The organism is Bengtsoniella intestinalis, assembly GCF_039719005.1.
GTDB classification, from domain to species: Bacteria; Bacillota; Clostridia; order Oscillospirales; family Oscillospiraceae; genus Oscillibacter; species Oscillibacter intestinalis.
The window spans coordinates 2894094-2912657 of the sequence record NZ_CP133584.1; the positions used below are offsets into that span (position 1 = coordinate 2894094).

23 protein-coding genes and 2 tRNA genes are annotated in these 18564 nt (G+C 46.9%); 19 read left to right on the plus strand and 6 right to left on the minus strand.

Annotated features, from left to right (window positions below; all coding sequences use genetic code 11):
- Position 1: 1 nt before the first annotated feature.
- The 7 genes from RFF05_RS13790 (at position 2) to RFF05_RS13820 (ending at position 4991) form a co-directional block, all read left to right on the plus strand.
- The gene (locus RFF05_RS13790) at positions 2 to 469 is read left to right on the plus strand and encodes an S-ribosylhomocysteine lyase (RefSeq protein ID WP_409967636.1); all 468 of its coding nucleotides are present in this window, start codon (positions 2 to 4) and stop codon (positions 467 to 469) included.
- 18 nt (positions 470 to 487) lie between these two features.
- Positions 488 to 862: a PH domain-containing protein gene (locus RFF05_RS13795; protein WP_409967637.1), complete on the plus strand. Its 375-nt coding sequence runs from the start codon at positions 488 to 490 to the stop codon at positions 860 to 862.
- Between the two features lie 139 nt (positions 863 to 1001).
- A complete protein-coding gene (gene rplU / locus RFF05_RS13800; protein ID WP_409967638.1) occupies positions 1002 to 1313 on the plus strand; it encodes a 50S ribosomal protein L21 in 312 nt (103 codons plus the stop codon).
- Between the two features lie 3 nt (positions 1314 to 1316).
- A complete protein-coding gene (locus RFF05_RS13805) occupies positions 1317 to 1667 on the plus strand; it encodes a ribosomal-processing cysteine protease Prp (protein WP_409967639.1) in 351 nt (116 codons plus the stop codon).
- A 44-nt stretch (positions 1668 to 1711) separates the two neighbouring features.
- Positions 1712 to 1990, plus strand: a complete 279-nt coding sequence (gene rpmA / locus RFF05_RS13810; protein ID WP_409967640.1) for a 50S ribosomal protein L27 — start codon at positions 1712 to 1714, stop codon at positions 1988 to 1990.
- A 485-nt stretch (positions 1991 to 2475) separates the two neighbouring features.
- Positions 2476 to 3762, plus strand: coding sequence for a GTPase ObgE (gene obgE / locus RFF05_RS13815; protein ID WP_409967641.1), 1287 nt, complete (start codon positions 2476 to 2478; stop codon positions 3760 to 3762).
- A 143-nt stretch (positions 3763 to 3905) separates the two neighbouring features.
- Positions 3906 to 4991 carry a 6-phosphofructokinase gene (locus RFF05_RS13820; protein ID WP_409967642.1) on the plus strand — a complete coding sequence of 362 codons (1086 nt, stop codon included), beginning with the start codon at positions 3906 to 3908 and terminating at the stop codon, positions 4989 to 4991.
- A gap of 45 nt (positions 4992 to 5036) precedes the next feature.
- Here the strand turns inward: RFF05_RS13820 and RFF05_RS13825 are convergent, their stop codons facing one another.
- Positions 5037 to 5240 (minus strand): helix-turn-helix domain-containing protein, encoded by a 204-nt coding sequence (locus RFF05_RS13825; RefSeq protein WP_409967643.1) that lies wholly within the window; start codon positions 5238 to 5240, stop codon positions 5037 to 5039.
- Between the two features lie 480 nt (positions 5241 to 5720).
- Between RFF05_RS13825 and hpf the strand changes: the two genes are divergently transcribed.
- From hpf to RFF05_RS13850, 5 genes are all read left to right on the plus strand, one after another.
- Positions 5721 to 6266: a ribosome hibernation-promoting factor, HPF/YfiA family gene (gene hpf / locus RFF05_RS13830; protein ID WP_409967644.1), complete on the plus strand. Its 546-nt coding sequence runs from the start codon at positions 5721 to 5723 to the stop codon at positions 6264 to 6266.
- A gap of 217 nt (positions 6267 to 6483) precedes the next feature.
- Entirely contained in the window at positions 6484 to 7290 is an 807-nt protein-coding gene (locus RFF05_RS13835; RefSeq protein ID WP_409967645.1) for a sensor histidine kinase, read from the plus strand.
- An 18-nt stretch (positions 7291 to 7308) separates the two neighbouring features.
- Positions 7309 to 8361 carry a tRNA 2-thiouridine(34) synthase MnmA gene (mnmA, locus tag RFF05_RS13840; RefSeq protein ID WP_409967646.1) on the plus strand — a complete coding sequence of 351 codons (1053 nt, stop codon included), beginning with the start codon at positions 7309 to 7311 and terminating at the stop codon, positions 8359 to 8361.
- A gap of 293 nt (positions 8362 to 8654) precedes the next feature.
- Positions 8655 to 8740 (plus strand) — tRNA-Leu (locus RFF05_RS13845).
- 122 nt (positions 8741 to 8862) lie between these two features.
- Positions 8863 to 8938: transfer RNA gene (locus tag RFF05_RS13850), tRNA-Met, on the plus strand.
- 231 nt (positions 8939 to 9169) lie between these two features.
- On the opposite strand, the gene RFF05_RS13855 is transcribed toward RFF05_RS13850, so the two are convergent.
- The 3 genes from RFF05_RS13855 to RFF05_RS13865 form a co-directional block, all read right to left on the minus strand.
- Positions 9170 to 10525 carry a tyrosine-type recombinase/integrase gene (locus tag RFF05_RS13855; protein WP_409967647.1) on the minus strand — a complete coding sequence of 452 codons (1356 nt, stop codon included), beginning with the start codon at positions 10523 to 10525 and terminating at the stop codon, positions 9170 to 9172.
- A 46-nt stretch (positions 10526 to 10571) separates the two neighbouring features.
- Positions 10572 to 10766 (minus strand): helix-turn-helix domain-containing protein, encoded by a 195-nt coding sequence (locus tag RFF05_RS13860; RefSeq protein WP_409967648.1) that lies wholly within the window; start codon positions 10764 to 10766, stop codon positions 10572 to 10574.
- Between the two features lie 346 nt (positions 10767 to 11112).
- Positions 11113 to 11592 carry a hypothetical protein gene (locus RFF05_RS13865; RefSeq protein WP_409967649.1) on the minus strand — a complete coding sequence of 160 codons (480 nt, stop codon included), beginning with the start codon at positions 11590 to 11592 and terminating at the stop codon, positions 11113 to 11115.
- A gap of 250 nt (positions 11593 to 11842) precedes the next feature.
- On the opposite strand from RFF05_RS13865, the gene RFF05_RS13870 reads away from it, so the two are divergent.
- Both RFF05_RS13870 and RFF05_RS13875 read left to right on the plus strand, forming a co-directional pair.
- A complete protein-coding gene (locus tag RFF05_RS13870; RefSeq protein ID WP_409967650.1) occupies positions 11843 to 12373 on the plus strand; it encodes an RNA polymerase sigma factor in 531 nt (176 codons plus the stop codon).
- 59 nt (positions 12374 to 12432) lie between these two features.
- On the plus strand, positions 12433 to 13308 hold the full coding sequence (locus RFF05_RS13875; protein ID WP_409967651.1) for a hypothetical protein: 876 nt from the start codon (positions 12433 to 12435) through the stop codon (positions 13306 to 13308).
- Positions 13309 to 13471: 163 nt separating this feature from the next.
- On the opposite strand, the gene RFF05_RS13880 is transcribed toward RFF05_RS13875, so the two are convergent.
- Positions 13472 to 14371 (minus strand): IS3 family transposase, encoded by a 900-nt coding sequence (locus tag RFF05_RS13880; protein ID WP_409967433.1) that lies wholly within the window; start codon positions 14369 to 14371, stop codon positions 13472 to 13474.
- Positions 14322 to 14648, minus strand: a complete 327-nt coding sequence (locus RFF05_RS13885) for a transposase (protein WP_409967432.1) — start codon at positions 14646 to 14648, stop codon at positions 14322 to 14324. Before RFF05_RS13885 ends, RFF05_RS13880 begins: the two co-directional genes overlap by 50 nt.
- A 221-nt stretch (positions 14649 to 14869) precedes the next feature.
- On the opposite strand from RFF05_RS13885, the gene RFF05_RS13890 reads away from it, so the two are divergent.
- From RFF05_RS13890 to RFF05_RS13910, 5 genes are all read left to right on the plus strand, one after another.
- Positions 14870 to 15292, plus strand: coding sequence for a hypothetical protein (locus RFF05_RS13890; RefSeq protein WP_409967652.1), 423 nt, complete (start codon positions 14870 to 14872; stop codon positions 15290 to 15292).
- Positions 15293 to 15524: 232 nt separating this feature from the next.
- The gene (locus tag RFF05_RS13895; RefSeq protein ID WP_409967653.1) at positions 15525 to 15917 is read left to right on the plus strand and encodes a hypothetical protein; all 393 of its coding nucleotides are present in this window, start codon (positions 15525 to 15527) and stop codon (positions 15915 to 15917) included.
- A gap of 113 nt (positions 15918 to 16030) precedes the next feature.
- A complete protein-coding gene (gene istA, locus RFF05_RS13900) occupies positions 16031 to 17428 on the plus strand; it encodes an IS21 family transposase (protein ID WP_409967180.1) in 1398 nt (465 codons plus the stop codon).
- A complete protein-coding gene (istB, locus tag RFF05_RS13905; RefSeq protein ID WP_409967179.1) occupies positions 17425 to 18177 on the plus strand; it encodes an IS21-like element helper ATPase IstB in 753 nt (250 codons plus the stop codon). The genes istA and istB overlap by 4 nt, the downstream gene beginning before the upstream one ends.
- Positions 18178 to 18270: 93 nt before the next feature.
- Positions 18271 to 18555 (plus strand): DUF2599 domain-containing protein, encoded by a 285-nt coding sequence (locus RFF05_RS13910; RefSeq protein WP_409970119.1) that lies wholly within the window; start codon positions 18271 to 18273, stop codon positions 18553 to 18555.
- Positions 18556 to 18564 lie beyond the last annotated feature (9 nt).

Genomic DNA, 18564 nt, shown 5'->3' on the forward strand with positions numbered 1-18564 from the left:
GATGGAAGAATTGAACCAAATCGCCAGCTTTAGCGTCAACCACAACACCTTGCTCCCCGGTCTGTATTTCAGCCGTCAAGATGGCAACGTGATGACCTATGACCTGCGGTGCAAACGCCCCAACACAGGGGATTTACTGACCAACGCCCAAATGCACTCCGCTGAGCATTTGATTGCCACGCTGCTCCGCAACTCTGAACACAAAGACGCGGTGATTTACTTTGGCCCCATGGGTTGCCAAACAGGGTTTTATTTCCTGTTTGATGGCAATCAGTTGTCCCACAGTCAAGCCATTGAATTGCTACAATTTGTCTTTGCCCAAGGTGCCACGTTTACTGGGGATATGCCCGGTTACAGCGCGGTAGAGTGTGGCAACTACATCAACTTGGATGTGGCCTGTGGCAAAGAAGTTTGCCGCCTGTATTATAATTGTATCGCTGAGTGGACAGAGCCACAGTTGGCTTATTAAAATAAGGAGAATCGCACCATGATTGATTTTGAAAACGCAAAATTTCTCAAGCTGAGACGGGTGAAGGATACGGATTTTGAAGCCTTGCTCCAGCCCATGTTCGTAGAAGACGAGGGCATCGTCTCCACTTACCGCACGGTGCGTGATGGGGTGGTGTTCACCAATCGGCGTATCATCGCCATCAATGTCCAAGGGGTCACTGGCAAGAAAAAGGCCATTACTTCCTTGCCTTATCGGAAAATCCAAACCTATGCCATCGAAACTTCTGGTGTGCTTGACTTGGACAGCGAGTTGAAGGTCACCTTCTCTGGTATGGGCACCATGACCTTTGAGTTCACCGCCAACGCCAACGTGGCGGAAATCTGCCAGTATATTTCTTATTGCACACTGTAAATTTTAAATTTGAAAAAACCATTGACAAGCCCTGGATTCCCTGTTATAATAGCAGAGCCGCATTGAATGGGTTGAAGTGCGTTCTTTTATGGAACACCACCTACGACAGCGAGCCCGAAATGAAGGAGGAAACTATAATATGCAAGCAATTATCGTAACTGGCGGTAAGCAATACAAGGTAGCAGAAGGCGACGTGCTGTTCATCGAAAAGCTGGACGCAGAAGCTGGCGCAACCGTGAGCTTCGACCAAGTTTTGGCTGTGTTTGACGGCGAAACCGCTACCTTTGGCGCTCCCACCGTGGCTGGTGCTACCGTGGAAGCCAACGTTGAAAAGAACGGCAAGGGCAAGAAGGTTCGTATCTTCAAGTATATCCCCAAAAAGGGTTATCGTAAGCGTCAAGGCCATCGTCAACCTTACACCAAAATCACCATCGGCAAGATTTCTGTCTAATCTATGACCAGTATCGTTTTTCATTCTGAAGGCGACCGTATCGTAGGATTTGAAAGCTGTGGACACAGTGGTTACGCTGGCGAAGGCGAGGATATCGTCTGTGCCGCTATCACCAGTGCCATCCGCTTAGTGGAAGCCACCATCAACGACGTGTTGGGGCTGGCTGCCAGCGTGAAGATTGACCAAGAGGCTGTGAAGATTTCTCTCCACCTGCCCGGCGGTTTGTCTCAGGAAGCGGAATACGCTTGTCAATCTTTGATGACTGGTTTGCTGGTTTATTTGGCGGAGCTCCATGAGGAGTATCCCGATTTTGTTGAAGTTTTAGAAGAAGGCGATGACGACGACGTCGACTGACCCTCTTCTCCATCGTTAAATTTTAGAAAGGATGGTTCCATTTTATGATTCGTATTGGTTTGCAATTTTTTGCACATAAAAAAGGTGGCGGTTCTACTAAGAACGGCCGTGATTCCGAGTCTAAGCGTCTAGGCCCCAAGCGTGCTGACGGTCAATTTGTGGTCGCTGGTAACATCTTGATGCGCCAACGTGGCACCCACATTCACCCCGGTGTGAACGTTGGTCGTGGCACTGATGACACTCTGTTCGCTAAGGCAGACGGTGTTGTGCGCTTCGAGCGTCTGGGCAAAGATCGTAAGCAGGTTTCTGTCTACGAAGCTTAATTGAGACACTTAAAAAGACTCGAACCCAATGGTTCGAGTCTTTTTTCTGGTTTGACCTTGGTCAAACCAGAAAAAAGAGTTTTATTTATTTTATTCGAGGCGGGCTCCGCCCCCTCTCCGCCCTAAGTGCCGCCTTCGGCGGTTGGGTGACCAAACAGCCTTGTGAGGTGGGCTTCGTCTTGTGCCGTACCACCGATGGATGGTCGCAACCCTCAACACGGGAGGATGATATCCTCCCCTACATCCATCCCATGTGCAATATCCCTTGTAGGGGAGGCTATTAGCCTCCCGTCCATAGCGGTGCAACACGCTACTGGTTTTGCACCTTCCTCAAAAAATTCCCAATTTATTCATCGAAACCTACCCTTGTAAGGGTATACTATATATAATATTGTATGTTTACAAGAGTGGGTTTCCCAAACCCAAACGGACAGGGGCGCGCCCTGTCCCTACAAACGATTAACAACTAGAAAGGCAGGTACCCTATGGCAACAACCTTTATCGATAAAGCCCGCATCACCCTGAAAGCTGGCAACGGAGGCAACGGCGCTGTGTCGTTCCACCGTGAAAAATACATCGCCAACGGTGGCCCCGATGGTGGCGATGGCGGTCGTGGTGGCGATGTGATTTTGGTGGTGGACGACAATATGTCCACCCTGATGGACTTCCGCTACAAGCGCAAATATGCCGCCCAAAACGGTGTGGACGGCACCAGTCGTCGTTGCACTGGCAAAGACGGTCAAGACATCACCCTCCGCGTGCCCCGTGGCACCGTGGTGCGTGACACCGAAACTGGCGAAATCATCAAAGATATGTCCGACAAAAATCCATTCACCATCTGCCGTGGTGGTCGTGGTGGCTGGGGCAACTCTCATTTTGCCACCCCCACCCGTCAAGTGCCTCGTTTTGCAAAAGCTGGCCTTCCTGGTATTAGCCACGACGTGACCTTGGAACTGAAGCTGTTGGCTGACGTGGGTCTGGTTGGCTTCCCCAACGTGGGCAAGTCTACCCTGCTCAGCGTGGTCTCCAAAGCCCAACCCAAAATTGCCAACTATCACTTCACCACCTTGTTCCCCAACTTGGGCGTGGTGTACGTGGACGACGGCGTGTCCTTCGTGCTGGCTGACATCCCCGGCATCATTGAAGGTGCCGCCGATGGCGCTGGCTTAGGCCACGACTTCCTGCGCCACGTTGACCGTTGCCGTTTGCTGGTTCATGTGGTGGACGTGTCTGGCTGTGAAGGCCGTGACCCTGTGGAAGACTTCGACGCCATCAACTTGGAATTGGAACAATATAACACTGACCTTGCCTCTCGTCCTCAAATCGTGGTGGGCAACAAGATGGACATTCTCCAAGACCCAGAACAAGTGGAGCGTCTGCGTAAGCACGTGGAAGACAAGGGGTATACCTTCTTCGAACTGTCTGCCGTGGCACACCAAGGCACCCGTGCTCTGGTGCAAACCGTAGCCAACCGCTTGGCTGACCTGCCCCCCGTGTTGGTGTATGAACCCGAGTTCATCCCCCAACCCCCCAAGGTGGATGCCAGCGAGCCTCTACAAATTCAACACTTGGAAGACGAGCAAACTTGGATCGTGGAAGGTCCATGGCTCCAACGTCTCATGGGCAACGTCAACTTTGGCGACTACGAAAGCCGTATGTACTTCGACCGTGTGCTCCGCGATGCAGGCGTATTCACCCAACTGGAAGAAATGGGAATCCAAGATGGGGAAATCGTCTCCATGTACAACTTGGAATTTGAATATCAACACTAAATTGATAGGGGTGACCGTTTGGTCACCCCTATTTATTAACACAAATTTTGCAAATTTTCATCTTGTTTTTCTTGACGGCAACCTTGTTTGTGGGTATGATAGGTAGTAAGAGCTAATTGACTTTTTACAAGGAGGACAACAATATGAAACGATGCACACGCATTGGTTTGGTCACCAGTGGTGGCGATTGCCAAGGGTTGAATGCCGCCATCCGTGGGGTGGGGAAGGCGTTGATTGAGCGCATTGACAATGTGGAATTTTACGGGATGTACGATGGTTACCGCGGTCTCATCGAGTGCGATTATAAGTATATGGATGCGCTGGATTTCTCTGGTATTTTGCTAGATGGGGGGACCATGTTGGGTACCTCACGCCAGCCTTACGTCCCCGGCACTGCCATTGTAGACGAAGAAGGTAACGACTTGATGCCAGCCATGATGAACACCTATAATCGACTGAATTTAGATTGTTTGGTGGTTATGGGCGGTAATGGCACCCAAAAAAGTGCGAAATTACTGATGGATGCAGGCATGAATATCATCACCCTGCCCAAGACCATCGACAATGATATTTGGGGCACCGACACCACCTTTGGCTTCCAAAGCGCCATCGATATTGGCAGCAATGTCATCGACTATATCCACTCCACAGCCCAGTCCCATGGTCGGATTTTCTTGGTGGAACTGATGGGTCGTGACGCAGGCTGGCTGGCGCTAAACGCTGGCATCGGCTCTGGGGCTGATGTGATTTTGATTCCCGAAATCCCTTATTCCATCCCCAAAATTGTGGAAGCCATCGAACGTCGCAAGAAAATGGGCAAAAACTGCTCCATCATCGCTGTGGCAGAAGGTGCCGTTTCTGTGGATGATGCCATCCTCACCGAGGAAGAACGCCGTCAAGCACGGAAAAACAGCACCCATTCCACCATCACCTACAAGCTGGCCAGTGAGCTGGAGAAGATTACAGGCCAAGAAGCCCGTGTCACCGTGCCTGGGCACTATCAACGTGGTGGCCCTCCTTGCCCCTATGACCGTGTGCTGGCCACCCAATTTGGGGCCGCGGCGGCCGAACTGATTGCCACCAAGCAATACGGCAATATGGTGGGTATGCAAGGCGGTAAAATCGTGACGGTGCCACTGGTGGACGCCGCCAGCCGCACCAAATTCTTGCCGTTGGACAACGATTTGATTAAAACCGCACGAGATATCGGCATTTCCTTTGGTGATTGATTGAATATAAAAGAGGCGACCATGGGGATGGTCGCCTCTTTCATATTATTTTACATTTGTCAATCCTGCTAAATAATCCAAACTTACATTGTGGAACTTTGCTAATAAAATGGCGATGTTCAAGGGGATTTCGCGTTGCCCAGTTTCATATCGCACATAGGTGGTTTTGTGGGTGAAAATCGCCTGTGCCACTTGGTCTTGGGTTAAATCACAGTCTTCTCGCAAATCACGGATACGTTGATAGGTCATACTGCCACCTCCATGGTTTTTATGAGAATCAGTATACACCGAATGGTGTATACTGATTCTCATAAAAACACCGTTCGGTGTATATTGGGGGTGAACTATATGGAAGAAAAACGCTGTGAAACTTGTAAACATTTTCGATTACATTATATTAAGTATGGCAATCGAAGTTATCATCCATTGCGCTATGGGCATTGTACCAAACCACGGCTGAAAAAACGCTTCGCACAGGACAAAGGTTGTGATTATTGGGTTGCAAGGAACCCATTGTAGGGACAGGGTTTACCCCTGTCCGTTCCCACGTGGTTGGGTGGTCGCTGGGGATGGACAGCCGCAAGGACTGTCCCTACCATGGTTCCACGCCCCCACCTCCAACGAATTGTAAAAAATTCACAAAAAGGACTTTTCTTTTTCACCCTATTGTGCTATTATAGATAAAAGGGACAACCAAGTCCCTTCTTGCCAATGGAAGGAGCGATAATTATGACTTATACCTTTACCTGCAAGAAAGTCCCACTATCCGATTCCGTGAAGGAATACGCACAAAAACGCATCGACAAACTAGGCCGCTATTTCCAAGACGACCCTGCCGTTCACGTATCTTTTAGCGTGGAACGTGAAGTGTTGTGTGCCGTGGAAATCACCATCCGTTCGGGTAGCACCATTCTCCGTTCTCAATCCCAAGCGGTGGACGGCGATATGCGTGGCGCCATCGATTCTGGCGTTGCTTACATCGAACGCCAAATTCTGAAAAACAAAACACGTCTGGCCAAGCGTCTGCGCAGCGAAGGCTTCCCCTCTGTGGTGGAAGATGTGTCCTTTGCTGTCAAAGAGGAAGCTGAGTTTGACATCGTGCGTACCAAGCACGTGCCAGTCAAACCCATGACTGCCGAGGAAGCCATTTTGCAAATGAATCTCATTGGGCATGGCTTTTTCATCTTCCGCAACGCCAGCGACAATGCCGTCTCCATTGTCTACCGTCGTAACAACGGTGGCTATGGGCTGATTTTGGCTGACGATATGGAATAATTCTTTCATTTCTCAACCCCTGATGGCAACGCCATCAGGGGTTGTTTTCTTGTTTTGCAGACATCATTCGACAACTTTCGACAAACTTCTTGTGTTTTTTTCTGTTTTTTGATATGCTGAGAAGGATGGAACAGATTGCCATGGGTTTTTCGTGGTCAAATAGCCATCCTATCAAAGAAGCAGGCAGATGATGGCTGTGAGAAGTGAGGACGTCGTTGTGGATAAAGATCAAAAGGATTTGTTTGATTTTGCATATAATTTGTCAGGTACATTGCGCCGCCAATTGAGCGAGCTCTACAGTGCCAGCCATACCTTGTTAGACGGGGAAAAACGAGAAGACGACCCCATCTTAGATGGGAAGGCGGCAGCCTTTGACAAGCAATATTTCGCCATGGTGCGCCTGATGGAGAATCTCTCAGATGTGCGCTATTTGGACATGGGCGCATTGCTCCCCTTGCAATATGGGGATTTGGTGACGCTGGTGGGAGATGTTTGCCAGAAAAGCCAGTCGGCGTCTGGACGCACCATTGTTTTTCGTTGTCCAGAGGCCAAGGTGGTGTGGGGCATGAATGTCAAAGGGATAGAGCGGGCGCTTTACCATTTGCTTTCTAACAGTTTGAAATTCAGCCAAGATGCCGTGGAGGTACACCTTTCACAACAACAAGGACAGGTGGTGCTGTCGGTGACAGACAGTGGCTGTGGTATGGATGAAAAAGCCGTGGCCGCCGCGTTGGCACTGCCAAAACCCACAGATGTATACACGGCTGTCAATGGTGGTTTTGGATTGGGCTTGCCCATTGTGCAGGCCATTGCCGCCCACCATGGTGGCACCATGACCATAGACAGCCAAAGAGGCAAAGGCACCACAGTGCAATTATATTTGCCTAAAACAGACCGTAGTAAAATTTGCGTTGGTGATGTGGAAGCCATGCCATATATCACCAAATCAGGCTTTAATCCCACGCTGATACAGTTGGCAGATGCACTGCCATCAGAGGCGTTTTGCTTGCGCAATCAAGGGTGAGCCATCAAAGGAGATTGCATGAACCAAAAAATTGTATATGTAGCCATGAGTGGTGGGGTGGACAGCTCTGCCGCCGTGGTGTTGTTATTGCGCCAAGGGTATGAGGTGCGTGGCGTGACGCTGAAGCTACACCAATACCGTGACCGTCCCGGTCTTTGTGGCTCAACAGAAGATATTGAAGCCGCCAAGGCGGTGGCAGCGTCCATGGGTATAGAGCACACGGTGCTGGATTACACCAAGGAATTCCAAGCCAATGTGATGGATAAATTTGTGGCCGAATACGAAAAGGGAAACACCCCCAATCCCTGTATCGATTGTAACCGCACCATTAAATTTGGGGCGCTGATGGATTGGGCGCTTTCTCAAGGTGGGGATTATTTGGCAACAGGCCACTATGCCCATGTCTGCGAACAAGACGGGGTGTTCCAGCTTCGCCGAGGCAAAGACCACCGCAAAGACCAAAGCTATATGCTCTATCAATTGAACCAGTTCCAATTGTCCCACTTGCTGTTGCCTTTGTGGGATTATGAAAAGCCTGTCATTCGTGACATGGCGGCAGAGGCAGGGCTATCCAATGCCCAAAAGCCTGACAGTCAAGATATTTGCTTCGTGCCTGACGGAGATTACACCGCCTTTTTGCAGGAGTATGGTAAGTTGATGCTGGAAGAAGGGGACTTTGTAGATAAAACGGGCGCTGTGCTGGGTCGCCACAAGGGGCAGGCCTGTTACACCAAGGGTCAGCGCCGTGGATTGGGCGTTAGCGCTGCCACACCGTTGTATGTGGTGTCCAAGTGTGGCAATCAGGTGGTGTTGGGGTCTAATGAAGACTTATTTGCCACCACCTTACACGCTGGGAATCCATTCTGGACACAGGAACCCATGGTTCATGGCCGTGTGACGGCCAAAACCCGATATAGTCAAAATGAAGCGTTAGCCACGGTGGATTTGCTAGACGATGGCACCTTGCGTGTCGTCTTTGACAGTCCCCAACGAGCCATGACACCTGGGCAAGCTGTAGTGTTGTACCAAGGGGATGTGGTAATCGGTGGTGCCACCATTTTAGAAGGCTAATGGGTGAATTGTAAAGAAGCGAACTGTAATGGGTATAAGATCCCGTTTGGCAGTGTCAAACGGGGTCTTGTTATCGTTCGCTGGTGCACCAGCTGTCTTGGTAAATCAATTCATCTACGTCGTGACAATGTCCCAAAAGAACACCCCCTTTGGAAAAGTGATATGCACTCTAGTGTATGTAAATGGGGGGCACGAAGTCCATCGAAAAAAGAAATTTGAAAAAATATAAAAAAGATTGAAAAAAGTGTTGACAAAGTAGGGTCTCTATGGTATTCTATATCTTGCCCATAGATGCCGGTGTGGTGGAATGGTAGACACGGCGGACTTAAAATCCTCTGGCAGAAATGCCGTACCGGTTCGAGCCCGGTCACCGGTACCATACGGGTTTTTAAAGAAAAGTAAATATCGCGGGGTAGAGCAGTTGGTAGCTCGTCGGGCTCATAAACTAAGTAGTCACCACTGCGTTATCTTTATAATTACAAAGCACTTACAATTTTATATCGCGGGGTAGAGCAGTTGGTAGCTCGTCGGGCTCATAACCCGGAGGTCGCAGGTTCGAGTCCTGTCCCCGCAACCATAAAGCACTGAAAACGTATGTTTTTGGTGCTTTTTCTTTTGTTTTTGCAACTTTTTGATTGTTTTTGAAATTTGCAACTGTTCCAGCCCGACGAGTCTATTTGGGTTATTTTCCCTATTTTGAATTTTTGTTTCATCTGTGTCCCTCCTTTTTATTGAATTGCTTAGGTTTTTCTAGATTTTCAAATTTGCAACTGATTTGCTACCGCACCTAGTTTGCAATTTTTCGTTTCTATGTAGTTGATAAGGGCAACTCTATATCGGCAAATTTCATCCGTTTTTTGGTGCCATTGAGTGATGGTGCTGTAACAACCGCTTGGACATCCAAAAAATTTGTGATGCCTGTGATGGCATCTCGTTCCACTTCGATGTTACCGTGGGTATAAATTTGGGTGGTTTGAATGGATGCGTGACCAAGAATGTTTTTGATGGTTACCAGAGGGACGTTTTCATCTACCAGCCGTGTGGCAAACGTGTGTCGTAGGGCGTGGGGATTAACTTTTTTCATCTGGCATCGCTTCGATACAGCATTTAAACGGATTTCAAAACTCTTAGGGTCAAGGTGTGTCCCCTTTTTAGAGGGGAATAGCAAGTCTAAAGGATTTGGCCAGCCTGACTGCTTTAAGAAAAATACATGGCGCACCACCAAATCGCAGAGGGCATCCGACATGGGGATTTCTCTACAGGAAGTTTTGGTTTTGGGTGTGTTCTGGATGATGAGCTGTGTTTTATTCTTTGGCTTGAAATTCAAAATTTCAATATTGGGGTTATCAAAGGATATGGCATCTGTCCGCACTCGTGTGAGATTACGTTCCACTGTGAAACTTTGCTTGCTAAGATTAAGATCGGTAATGCGGAGGGAGAGCAATTCCCCAATGCGCAACCCTGTGAACAAACTGAACAAAATGGCCACTCGTTGGGTTTCCATCATCACCTCTTGGATGAAGATTTGCATTTCCTCTGGCGCTAGCACCCGTCTGGGTGCCGTGACCACCTCTGGCCGCTTGGTGTCCTCTGTGGGATTGCATTCTAGCTTGTACCGCTTTTTGGCATAGGAGAAGAAGTCTTTTAACAGCATATGATGGTTGCGAATGGTCTTGGCGGATAAGCCTCCACTACGACCGTCTAAGCGAGCACCATTCTTTTGCTTCATCTGGTAGTAGAACTGCACTTCATCTGAGGTGATGTCACGTAGATCCATTCCCCCAAAGTGGGGGCAAAGATGGATTCTAAAGGTGTCCAGATAACTGCCATAGGTAGTAGGCTTTGTGGCTGGGGGTGCTTTGTAAAGTTGTATCCAATCCATGAAGGCATCTGTAAATAGCACTACAGGGGGCTTGAGAGCCTCTTGCAGGCGCTGTTGTTGATCTTCTTGTGCCATGGTCTTCTGTAATTCTAGGCTTTTTAAGTAAGCGTCTTTACGCTCTAAGCAGACAGTTTTGGTTGCTCCTACAAAAGACTTTCTGTGAAGCGTACCATCGTCTTTGCGCCCCAGACTGAATTGATAAATCCAGCCGTTTCCTTGCTTGTAGAATGTGCCTTCTCCGTTGGCACGCTTTTTCTTTGTTTTGCTTGTTGCTCTGGGCATAGTAAAACCTCCTTAGTGTGGTAAAAATTGTTGTCTAAGAAGATTTTCACTTAATTGGTGGCGGTGTCCCCTCTTGATTGAGCCATGTGAAAAAGCTATCCCGTGGAATACGATAACTATTGCCAATTCTCCGAACAGGGAAAGCTTTGCTGTGAATCAGCGCATAAGCGCCATTGATGCCAATGTTCAAAATCTGCTGGACGTCTTTGACGGTTAAAGTTTCTGGATAATTTGTTCCCATGACAGCCTCCTTTGTGGGACGGCCACCGCAAGGTGTATCAACTTGTCAAGGTACAGGTAACTCGTATAATATTGTACAGTAGTCCTGCAACCTTGACAAGTAGCATATAGCCCTTTCAGTGGCTTTATTTTTTCTTCCGTTTATCTTCGTTGATTTCCTGCCAAATATAAAAGGATAGACAGCCAAACTCAAGTGAGTGTCGGCTGTCTATCCTTTTTTGGTAGCTTAATTATAGCATAAGAGAAATTGCATTTGCAAGTGACAAGTGATTGCATTATTGTTGCAAATTCATGTACAAGTCATTGCAAAGCAGATGCACGGTGAATAAAATGGGTTTACAGGATTCTTATTTGGTAAACGCATACATGGCTACCAGCTCGTCAATAGCGGCTTCTTTTAATTTGCGAGCTGTGCGATAGGCAAGACCTAGTGTGTCTGTGATTTCATCCCAGGTTTTCCGTTCAAAGAAGAACAGAGTGATGATGGCCTGATGACGGTCTTCCAATAAGGATACACAATGATGTAGCTTATTCACTTGATATTCCAGCGCATAGAGACGAGAGGAAATATCATCCAGTGCTTCATGCTCTATTTTGTGGGCGGCTTCTTGGTAGTTCATAGCAATGAACATGGTTTTATTGGAAATGTGGCTAGGCATACGAACAGATTCCCCATCTCCGTGGCTGAAGGTCAGCGATTCAATGAGGGCATTGGTATCAATCTGCTGAGGATGTTCTAGCTCGTAGCGCAGTAGTGCAATTTTTTTCTTGGTGCTGGGATATGCGCCTAATAAATCGAGGACCTCTTTTTTGATAGTTTCGTACATAATTACTCCTTCTGGGGCAGGTAGAATCCATATAGAAGCCAGATTTATCTCCTGACCCTATACAATTTAATATTCCAGCTTCTAAGTATGTATGTTGAAACTAAGGGTAATCTGTCAGATGGTTAAATTATTGAGTTATTATGTATACAGCACCAGAAACAACCAACAGACAGTTATTATATATCTAATGGACAGTTTATATATTGACCATTAGGCAATATAATTTTACTAATAGAAAGAGGTGATGTTCTTGGTTGTAGATCAAAATGCCTTTATTGATAAATTATATGTAAAATATTATAGTCAACTTTTAAGATATACGCTTATTCATTTGCGCAATCCATCGCTGGCAGAAGAACTGGTACAGGATACATTTCACGATGCGAATATCAAGATTGACGCCCTTTCCACTCATGATAATCCAGGTGGTTGGTTGATGAGGACAGTGCAAAATAAAATCAATAACTATAATCGTGCCACTGTGCTTGATATGCAACGTTATGTATCATATCAAGAGGAGATCGCTTCTCAAGGAGCGACGGTGTTATCCGCCGAAGACCGTATGATTGAAAAAGAAAATTTACGGGAAATTGTGACACATATTCAACACACTTTGTCACCAGAAGATATATATTTCTTAACTCGTATTGCCTTTGATAAAGCATCTCATAAAGAGATGGCTATTGAATTAAATATATCTGTTTGGGCCAGCCAAAAGCGTTTGGAACGTATCCGAAAAAAGCTAGATAAAAATTTCCCTAGTGATTTTCGAAAAAAATAGAAAAAACCTGTCAGCTTATGAATCGTGCTGACATAGATAAGGTGAATGGGGGCAATTGTATGAGCGATATTCCGAATTCTCAAAAATATACATATCTCAATCACTTGAGCACAATGGAGCTTGAGGAAATACTGCGTGCTGATATAGACGCTCCATCTGGCAGTGATATAGATATGGTACTTTACATTATGGAGGTGATAGCACAGAGAGAAGGGCAAACAGAATCATTAGAAGTTCAGGCGTCCGCACAGAAGGCACGGCAGGAGTTTGAAACTTTGTATAATATCCCCGAAGGGGAAGGGCTCTCGTTATATCCTAGCGATGATGCGCCTAAGACTACTATGAAGCTTGAGTCGGAATTGGCCACAACAAAAACCACCCATCCAAACAATCATCGAACAATTCGCCGTTTATTGGTCATTGCTGCAATCATTGCTTGTCTATCAACCATGTTGGCACCCACCGCATTGGGATATCGAAGTTTCTTTGAAATGATAGGCCAGTGGAGTTCTGACGTATTTGGTTTTACCAGTGTGGATACAGAAACACAACTCGATACAGAGCTGACAAAAGAACCAACATCTGACGAGGAATCTGAAGGAAATTATTCTTTGGATTCGGCTAGTTATGAGGATTTTAAGGATGCCTTGGAAGATAATGACATTTCGGGTCGTATAGTCCCACCAATGTTGCCCGATGGGTTTGGCGAGGGATTATTGAATGTGGCAATATCGAATGATGATCATAGTCTACGAATTTTTGGGATTTATTATAACGAGAATAAATATATCTCACTCAATGTAATTGAGCGTTTGAGCTTAGATAGTGGCTATTACGAAAAAACAAATGTAGAAGTGATTGAATACAGTCATGATGGCGTTGTGTATTATATAATGGTCCCCCTGTCAAGACCACTTCCTCAAAATTTATCGTGAACACAACAACCTATTTTGCTTCCTGAGCCAAGCCTGGTTGTGGTTACCTCCAGGGTAGCCGCCCGAAGGGTTGCCTTGACCGACTGGGTCAGGCTGGTACAATGGGAAAGGCGAGGGGAACGGCCTCCGCCTACAACCCACGACCTCCCGTCGCCACCAGTCCTCAACCAGCCTGTGCCAGACTGTCAAGGTGGTTGGTTGGCGTTGTGAAGGCTGCCCCATACACGGCCTCTGGAGTCTGATTTCCCAGTGCTTGATGGGGTCTGAAGGTGTTGTACTGCTTGATATAATTTCCAATTCCACGGCGCAATACCCTAGGATTTTGATACTCGTTGAGGTAAATTTCCTCGGTTTTCAGGCTACGGAACCACCGCTCAATCATGATATTATCCGCCCAACGGGACTTACCATCCATGCTTTGGACAATGTGATTTGCCTTCAAAAACCCCTTATATTGGGAGCTTGTGAACTGACATCCTTGGTCAGAATTGAGAAAAGCGGGGGTGCCGTGGCTAGAAATTGCGCGCTGGACAGCGGCGATGACGTTATCTGTGTCCAGCGTATCGGACAGACTCCAGCCCACAATCAGACGGCTATACCAGTCGATAATCGCCGTCAAATACATGTGCCCGTGGTGCATTTTGATGTAAGTGATGTCGATTGACCACACTTGATTCGGGAACGAGACAACCTTATTTCTCAGCAAATATGGTACGATAGACTCTTTAAAGTTGCGTTTTGAGAGATTTGCCTTGGGATAGAGAGCATGAATTCCCATCTCGCACATCAGTCGCCTAACCAGCTTGCGACCCACAAAAATCTGGTCGGTGGCCAGCTTGGTCACCAGCTTTCGAGAGCCGATGTAGGGCATTTGGGTGTGCCAGTAGTCGATGCGTGCCATGATGTGCTCCCGCCAGCGCTTGGCCTCCTGGTCGACCTCCACAGGCTGGTAGTAGACCTGCCCTCGGGGCAGACCCAGCAGCTCACATTGACGGCGGATGGACAGGTCTGCGTCAGTCCTGAGGGAACTTGGGGACGGGGATGCCGCAGTCCCGAAAGGCACCCTGAATAAAGTCTCGCTCCAGTGTCAATTGGCCGATGGTGCGGAGCATCTGCTCCTTCTCTTTTTTCAGGGCAACCTCCTTCCGATGTGCTTCTTTGACCTGCTTTTTCTCATCGAAAACCTGACTGGCATTGGATATAAATTCCTTCTTCCAGTTGCGAATCATGTTGGGATTAACCCCCTGCTCGGCAGCGATAACGTTTAATTCCTTCTCACCCTGGAGGACTTCTAGGACGATCTTGGCCTTATATTCGGCGCTGTAACTGCTTCGTGGCATGATATGTTCTCCTCTCGTTTATCGTTTTTGATATTGTATCACGTTCACGATAATTTTTCGAGTGCTGGTTTGGTTTCTAGGGTCCATTATATTATTTATATGAAAATACAGATCACTTAAGTGTCACATGGTATACAAGTACTTATGAGTGTAGTATTTTTACCAATGTAAATGAAGCTGTATTGTTGCAGATGATTGACTCTATATAATAAGGTGATTTTATGTATAAGCGTATTATTTCGTCAGTATTGGTCCTTTTTCTTACTTGCTCATTGATTACTCCAACTGCTTTTGCTATTGATACAAGAGCTAGTTTGCAAATTTCTTATTATGAAACAGATGTTACTGCTGGGACTAACGGAAAGATTGATTGTGAATACCACATAATCTCAGTCCCTCAGGCTGATATACTTGGTGCAGAGAATATCTCTATATACATTCTTATAAATAACCATTGGGTTCTTAGTAAGGACTATGATAGATTTGATGCAGGTATGACAATAAATAACTACCCAACATATGATAACACAATTACTTACTACGGTACCACAGGTATGGATTACAAAGTGGTAATCACCGTCTTTGCAGAAGATGCAGACGGTTATGATTCCAGAACGCAGACACATTATGTGACTGCTAAATAATAAAACAAAGCAATTGTGTGCGATGATTTGAAGTCGCACACAATTGCTTTTGTCTTTAAAAAATTAAAATTAGATTGTTACAAAAACTGCTAAGAAGTGTTCTATATTATAAGAGGGAAAACATTTGACAGTATAATCCAGAAATAAAGGGGGCTTAGCACATATGTAATTTTCAACAAAAAATATTGTAATCATTTGTGTGCTCTCAAAATAATATGAAGGAGCAATGTATATGATGAAAAAGGCTTTGCTTTTATTACTGGTGATAGTAAATTGTTTAGGTATGGGGATTCCCGTTGCTGCCCATGTAGACCTGACTACAGAAAAAGGTGCTTTGCTTCAGGTATACACACAACAAGAACTAGAAAGTACAGTGTTCACAATGGATAAGTTTCACCAAGCTTGGTCGGAGGATGAACTAAGACTATTTTTAATGGCAGATAAAGCACAACAGGAACCATCTACATATGAATTTATGTCATATGACATCAGTGACAGCGAACTGCAGGATGTATATTCTGCAATGGAAGTATTGGCTGCTACATCGCCTGGACTTGCGTACTATTTCAGCCTTGTTTATTGGCGCTATAGGGAAGATTCGTATTATGGTGCCTATAAATGCTAATATAAAAGTGAGCCACCTAGCCCCCTTTCGCTCATGAAAATTTGAGCCACTTGAAATAACCCTGTATACTAGCAGTAAGCTAGGAACGGGGGAAAATAAAGGTGGTAATCACAGTGAACATTTACAAAGAAGTGCGACAATTACGCCAGCAGGGGCGTAGCCAGCGGAGCATTGCAGTCCAACTGGGCATCTCTCGCAATACGGTGAAAAAGTACTGGGAGGGTGAAGCCGTGCCGTGGGTGCGCAAGGAGTATCAGCGCCCAACCAGCGTGCTCACGGAGGGCGTAAAGAACTTCATCCAGCAATGCTTGGATGAGGATGAGGAAAATCGTCTCAAGAAGCAATCTCACACCGCCAAGCGGATCTACGACCGTCTAGTGGAAGAGCAGAGTTTTACAGGTGGCGAATCCACCGTGCGACGCTATGTCCAAGAACTGCGTGGCAGTACGCCTGAGGCCTTCGTGCCACTGGCCTTTGACCCTGGGGATGCAGTGCAAGTGGACTGGGGTGAGGCAACCATTCGGTTGGCTGATGTGAAAACGAAAGTCAATATTTTCTGCGCACGCCTTTGCTACAGCGACGCCCCATTTGTGGTGGCCTACCGCAGACAAAACAGCGAGAGCTTTTTAGAGGCACAGGTGCGCACCTTTGACTACTTCGGCGGCGCGCCACGGCGTGTCATCTTTGACAACGCCAAAATTGCCGTAAAAGACGGATTTGGCGCCCACGCCAAAACGCAGGACAGCTATGCTATGTTGGCAGCGCACTACGGTTTTGAGACTGTATTCTGCAATCCTGCCTCTGGCAATGAAAAAGGGCTAGTAGAGGGTTTGGTAGGCTTCTCACGACGCAATTTCTGCGTGCCACTACCCAAAGTGGACAGCATGGACGAGCTGAACGATTTGCTACAAAAGCGTTGTGAACAGTACCTAAAACACACCATTCGTGGCAAAAACGGCACTGTTAGGGAAGAATTCGAAGTGGAAAAAGCTGCACTCAATCCCTTGCCCATCTACCGTTTTGACCCTGCCAAACGTGCCCACGGGCGAGTAGACCGATTTAGTACCGTGCGCTTCGACACCAATAACTATTCCGTGCCTGTGACCTATTGTGGCAAAGAAGTGACGGTAAAAGCACTGCCTGAACAGGTGGAAATCTACAGCCAAAACAAGCTGATTGCCACCCATCCACGCTGCCTTGGGCACAAGCAAAACGTGTATGATTTACAGCATTACTTGCCGCTTTTGGAACGAAAAGGCCGTGCTATCTTCCAAGCAAAGCCAGTGCGTGACACCGTTCCACCAGTGTTTTTAGCGTGGTTGCAGAAGCAAAATTTGAAGCCAAAACAGATTGTGGAATTGCTATATCGCTGTCTTGATGAGGGGTTTGACACCGTGATGCAAGGCGTCTCCGTGGTCACGCCACCGCCCCCTAAAATTGCAGACACTGTGGTTGTCCAAAACGTGAATTTGGCAGGCTATGACGTTCTTTTTGGAGGTGTGAGAGTATGAATGTGACGGAGGAACAGGTGAAATTATACGCAAAGCAGCTGCGTCTGCCTATGTTTGCTGACTACCAGCAAGTGCTCAGACAGGTGGATTCCAGTGCCACTTTTGCTGATTTACTATTGGAATTGATGCAGGCCGAATTGGCTTCTAGGCAAGAAAATCAAATGAAAAAGCGGCTTAAAGCGGCAAATTTTCCGTATTTGAAAACATTGGACGAGTTTGATATGACCCAACTCAACGAAGCGGTTTCGCCAATATTTTTGCAGGAACTAGCCTCCTGTGATTTTGTGAACAGACGGCAAAACGTGGTGATGATTGGCAATCCCGGCCGAGGCAAGACCCACTTGTCCATTGCACTGGGGCTGAAGGCCTGCTACGCGGGCCACAGCGTTCTGTTTAAGAACGCCGCAACACTCTCTACGGAGCTGTGTGAGGCCCGAGACAACTACTCTTTGGGCAAGTTGGAGCGCAATCTAGCCCGTGCTGATTTGCTCATCTTGGACGAGCTGAGTTACCTCAGCTTTAACCGCCACCAATCTGAACTGCTGTTTAAAGTCATCTCTGACCGTAGCGAGAAACGCAGTACCATTGTGACAACGAATCTGCCGTTCTCCAGATGGCCAGAGCTATTTGAAAACACCACCATGGTGGCGGCTCTCATTGACAGGCTGACCTTCCAGTCCCATGTGCTTGATATGAATGGTGATTCTTTTCGTTTGAAGCAGACCCTGGCAATGGCTGAATATTCGTGAGCGAGTGGCTCACTTTTTCATGAGCGCAAGTGGCTCACTTTTTCATGAGCGAGCGGCTCACTTTTTGGTTGACGTTTATATGGTGCCAATACAATTTCACTTACATTAGTGCCTACCGAGGTGACTGAAAATAATCGGGATAGAGAAGTGACGCTGGCATCCTGGACTTTGGTCAAAGCAATGTGCCAAGACAGCCCTCATTGGTATAACGAAGGTAGCTTGCAGCAGCAGTATGATTGTCACGCTTTGGGAGAGGCTCTTGGGCAGGATGTTGGAGATTGGGATTTAGAGCCAATTCGTAAAGATACTGGATTGATTCAATTTGCTGTAAATAGATGCAATCCTGAAGGTGAACCTGTACTAAATCCAAACGGATAAGGAGATAGC

Bases quoted from the DNA above. Each gene is read 5' to 3' on its own strand.
- RFF05_RS13895 (WP_409967653.1), top strand. From the start codon at position 15,525: ATGATGAAAAAGGCTTTGCTTTTATTACTGGTGATAGTAAATTGTTTA.
- RFF05_RS13790 (WP_409967636.1), top strand. From the start codon at position 2: ATGGAAGAATTGAACCAAATCGCCAGCTTTAGCGTCAACCACAACACC.
- RFF05_RS13825 (WP_409967643.1), bottom strand. From the start codon at position 5,240: ATGACCTATCAACGTATCCGTGATTTGCGAGAAGACTGTGATTTAACC.
- RFF05_RS13820 (WP_409967642.1), top strand. From the start codon at position 3,906: ATGAAACGATGCACACGCATTGGTTTGGTCACCAGTGGTGGCGATTGC.
- RFF05_RS13795 (WP_409967637.1), top strand. From the start codon at position 488: ATGATTGATTTTGAAAACGCAAAATTTCTCAAGCTGAGACGGGTGAAG.
- RFF05_RS13860 (WP_409967648.1), bottom strand. From the start codon at position 10,766: ATGGGAACAAATTATCCAGAAACTTTAACCGTCAAAGACGTCCAGCAG.
- obgE (WP_409967641.1), top strand. From the start codon at position 2,476: ATGGCAACAACCTTTATCGATAAAGCCCGCATCACCCTGAAAGCTGGC.
- mnmA (WP_409967646.1), top strand. From the start codon at position 7,309: ATGAACCAAAAAATTGTATATGTAGCCATGAGTGGTGGGGTGGACAGC.
- rpmA (WP_409967640.1), top strand. From the start codon at position 1,712: ATGATTCGTATTGGTTTGCAATTTTTTGCACATAAAAAAGGTGGCGGT.
- istB (WP_409967179.1), top strand. From the start codon at position 17,425: ATGAATGTGACGGAGGAACAGGTGAAATTATACGCAAAGCAGCTGCGT.
- hpf (WP_409967644.1), top strand. From the start codon at position 5,721: ATGACTTATACCTTTACCTGCAAGAAAGTCCCACTATCCGATTCCGTG.
- rplU (WP_409967638.1), top strand. From the start codon at position 1,002: ATGCAAGCAATTATCGTAACTGGCGGTAAGCAATACAAGGTAGCAGAA.
- RFF05_RS13885 (WP_409967432.1), bottom strand. From the start codon at position 14,648: ATGCCACGAAGCAGTTACAGCGCCGAATATAAGGCCAAGATCGTCCTA.
- RFF05_RS13890 (WP_409967652.1), top strand. From the start codon at position 14,870: ATGTATAAGCGTATTATTTCGTCAGTATTGGTCCTTTTTCTTACTTGC.
- RFF05_RS13865 (WP_409967649.1), bottom strand. From the start codon at position 11,592: ATGTACGAAACTATCAAAAAAGAGGTCCTCGATTTATTAGGCGCATAT.
- RFF05_RS13855 (WP_409967647.1), bottom strand. From the start codon at position 10,525: ATGCCCAGAGCAACAAGCAAAACAAAGAAAAAGCGTGCCAACGGAGAA.
- RFF05_RS13875 (WP_409967651.1), top strand. From the start codon at position 12,433: ATGAGCGATATTCCGAATTCTCAAAAATATACATATCTCAATCACTTG.
- RFF05_RS13805 (WP_409967639.1), top strand. From the start codon at position 1,317: ATGACCAGTATCGTTTTTCATTCTGAAGGCGACCGTATCGTAGGATTT.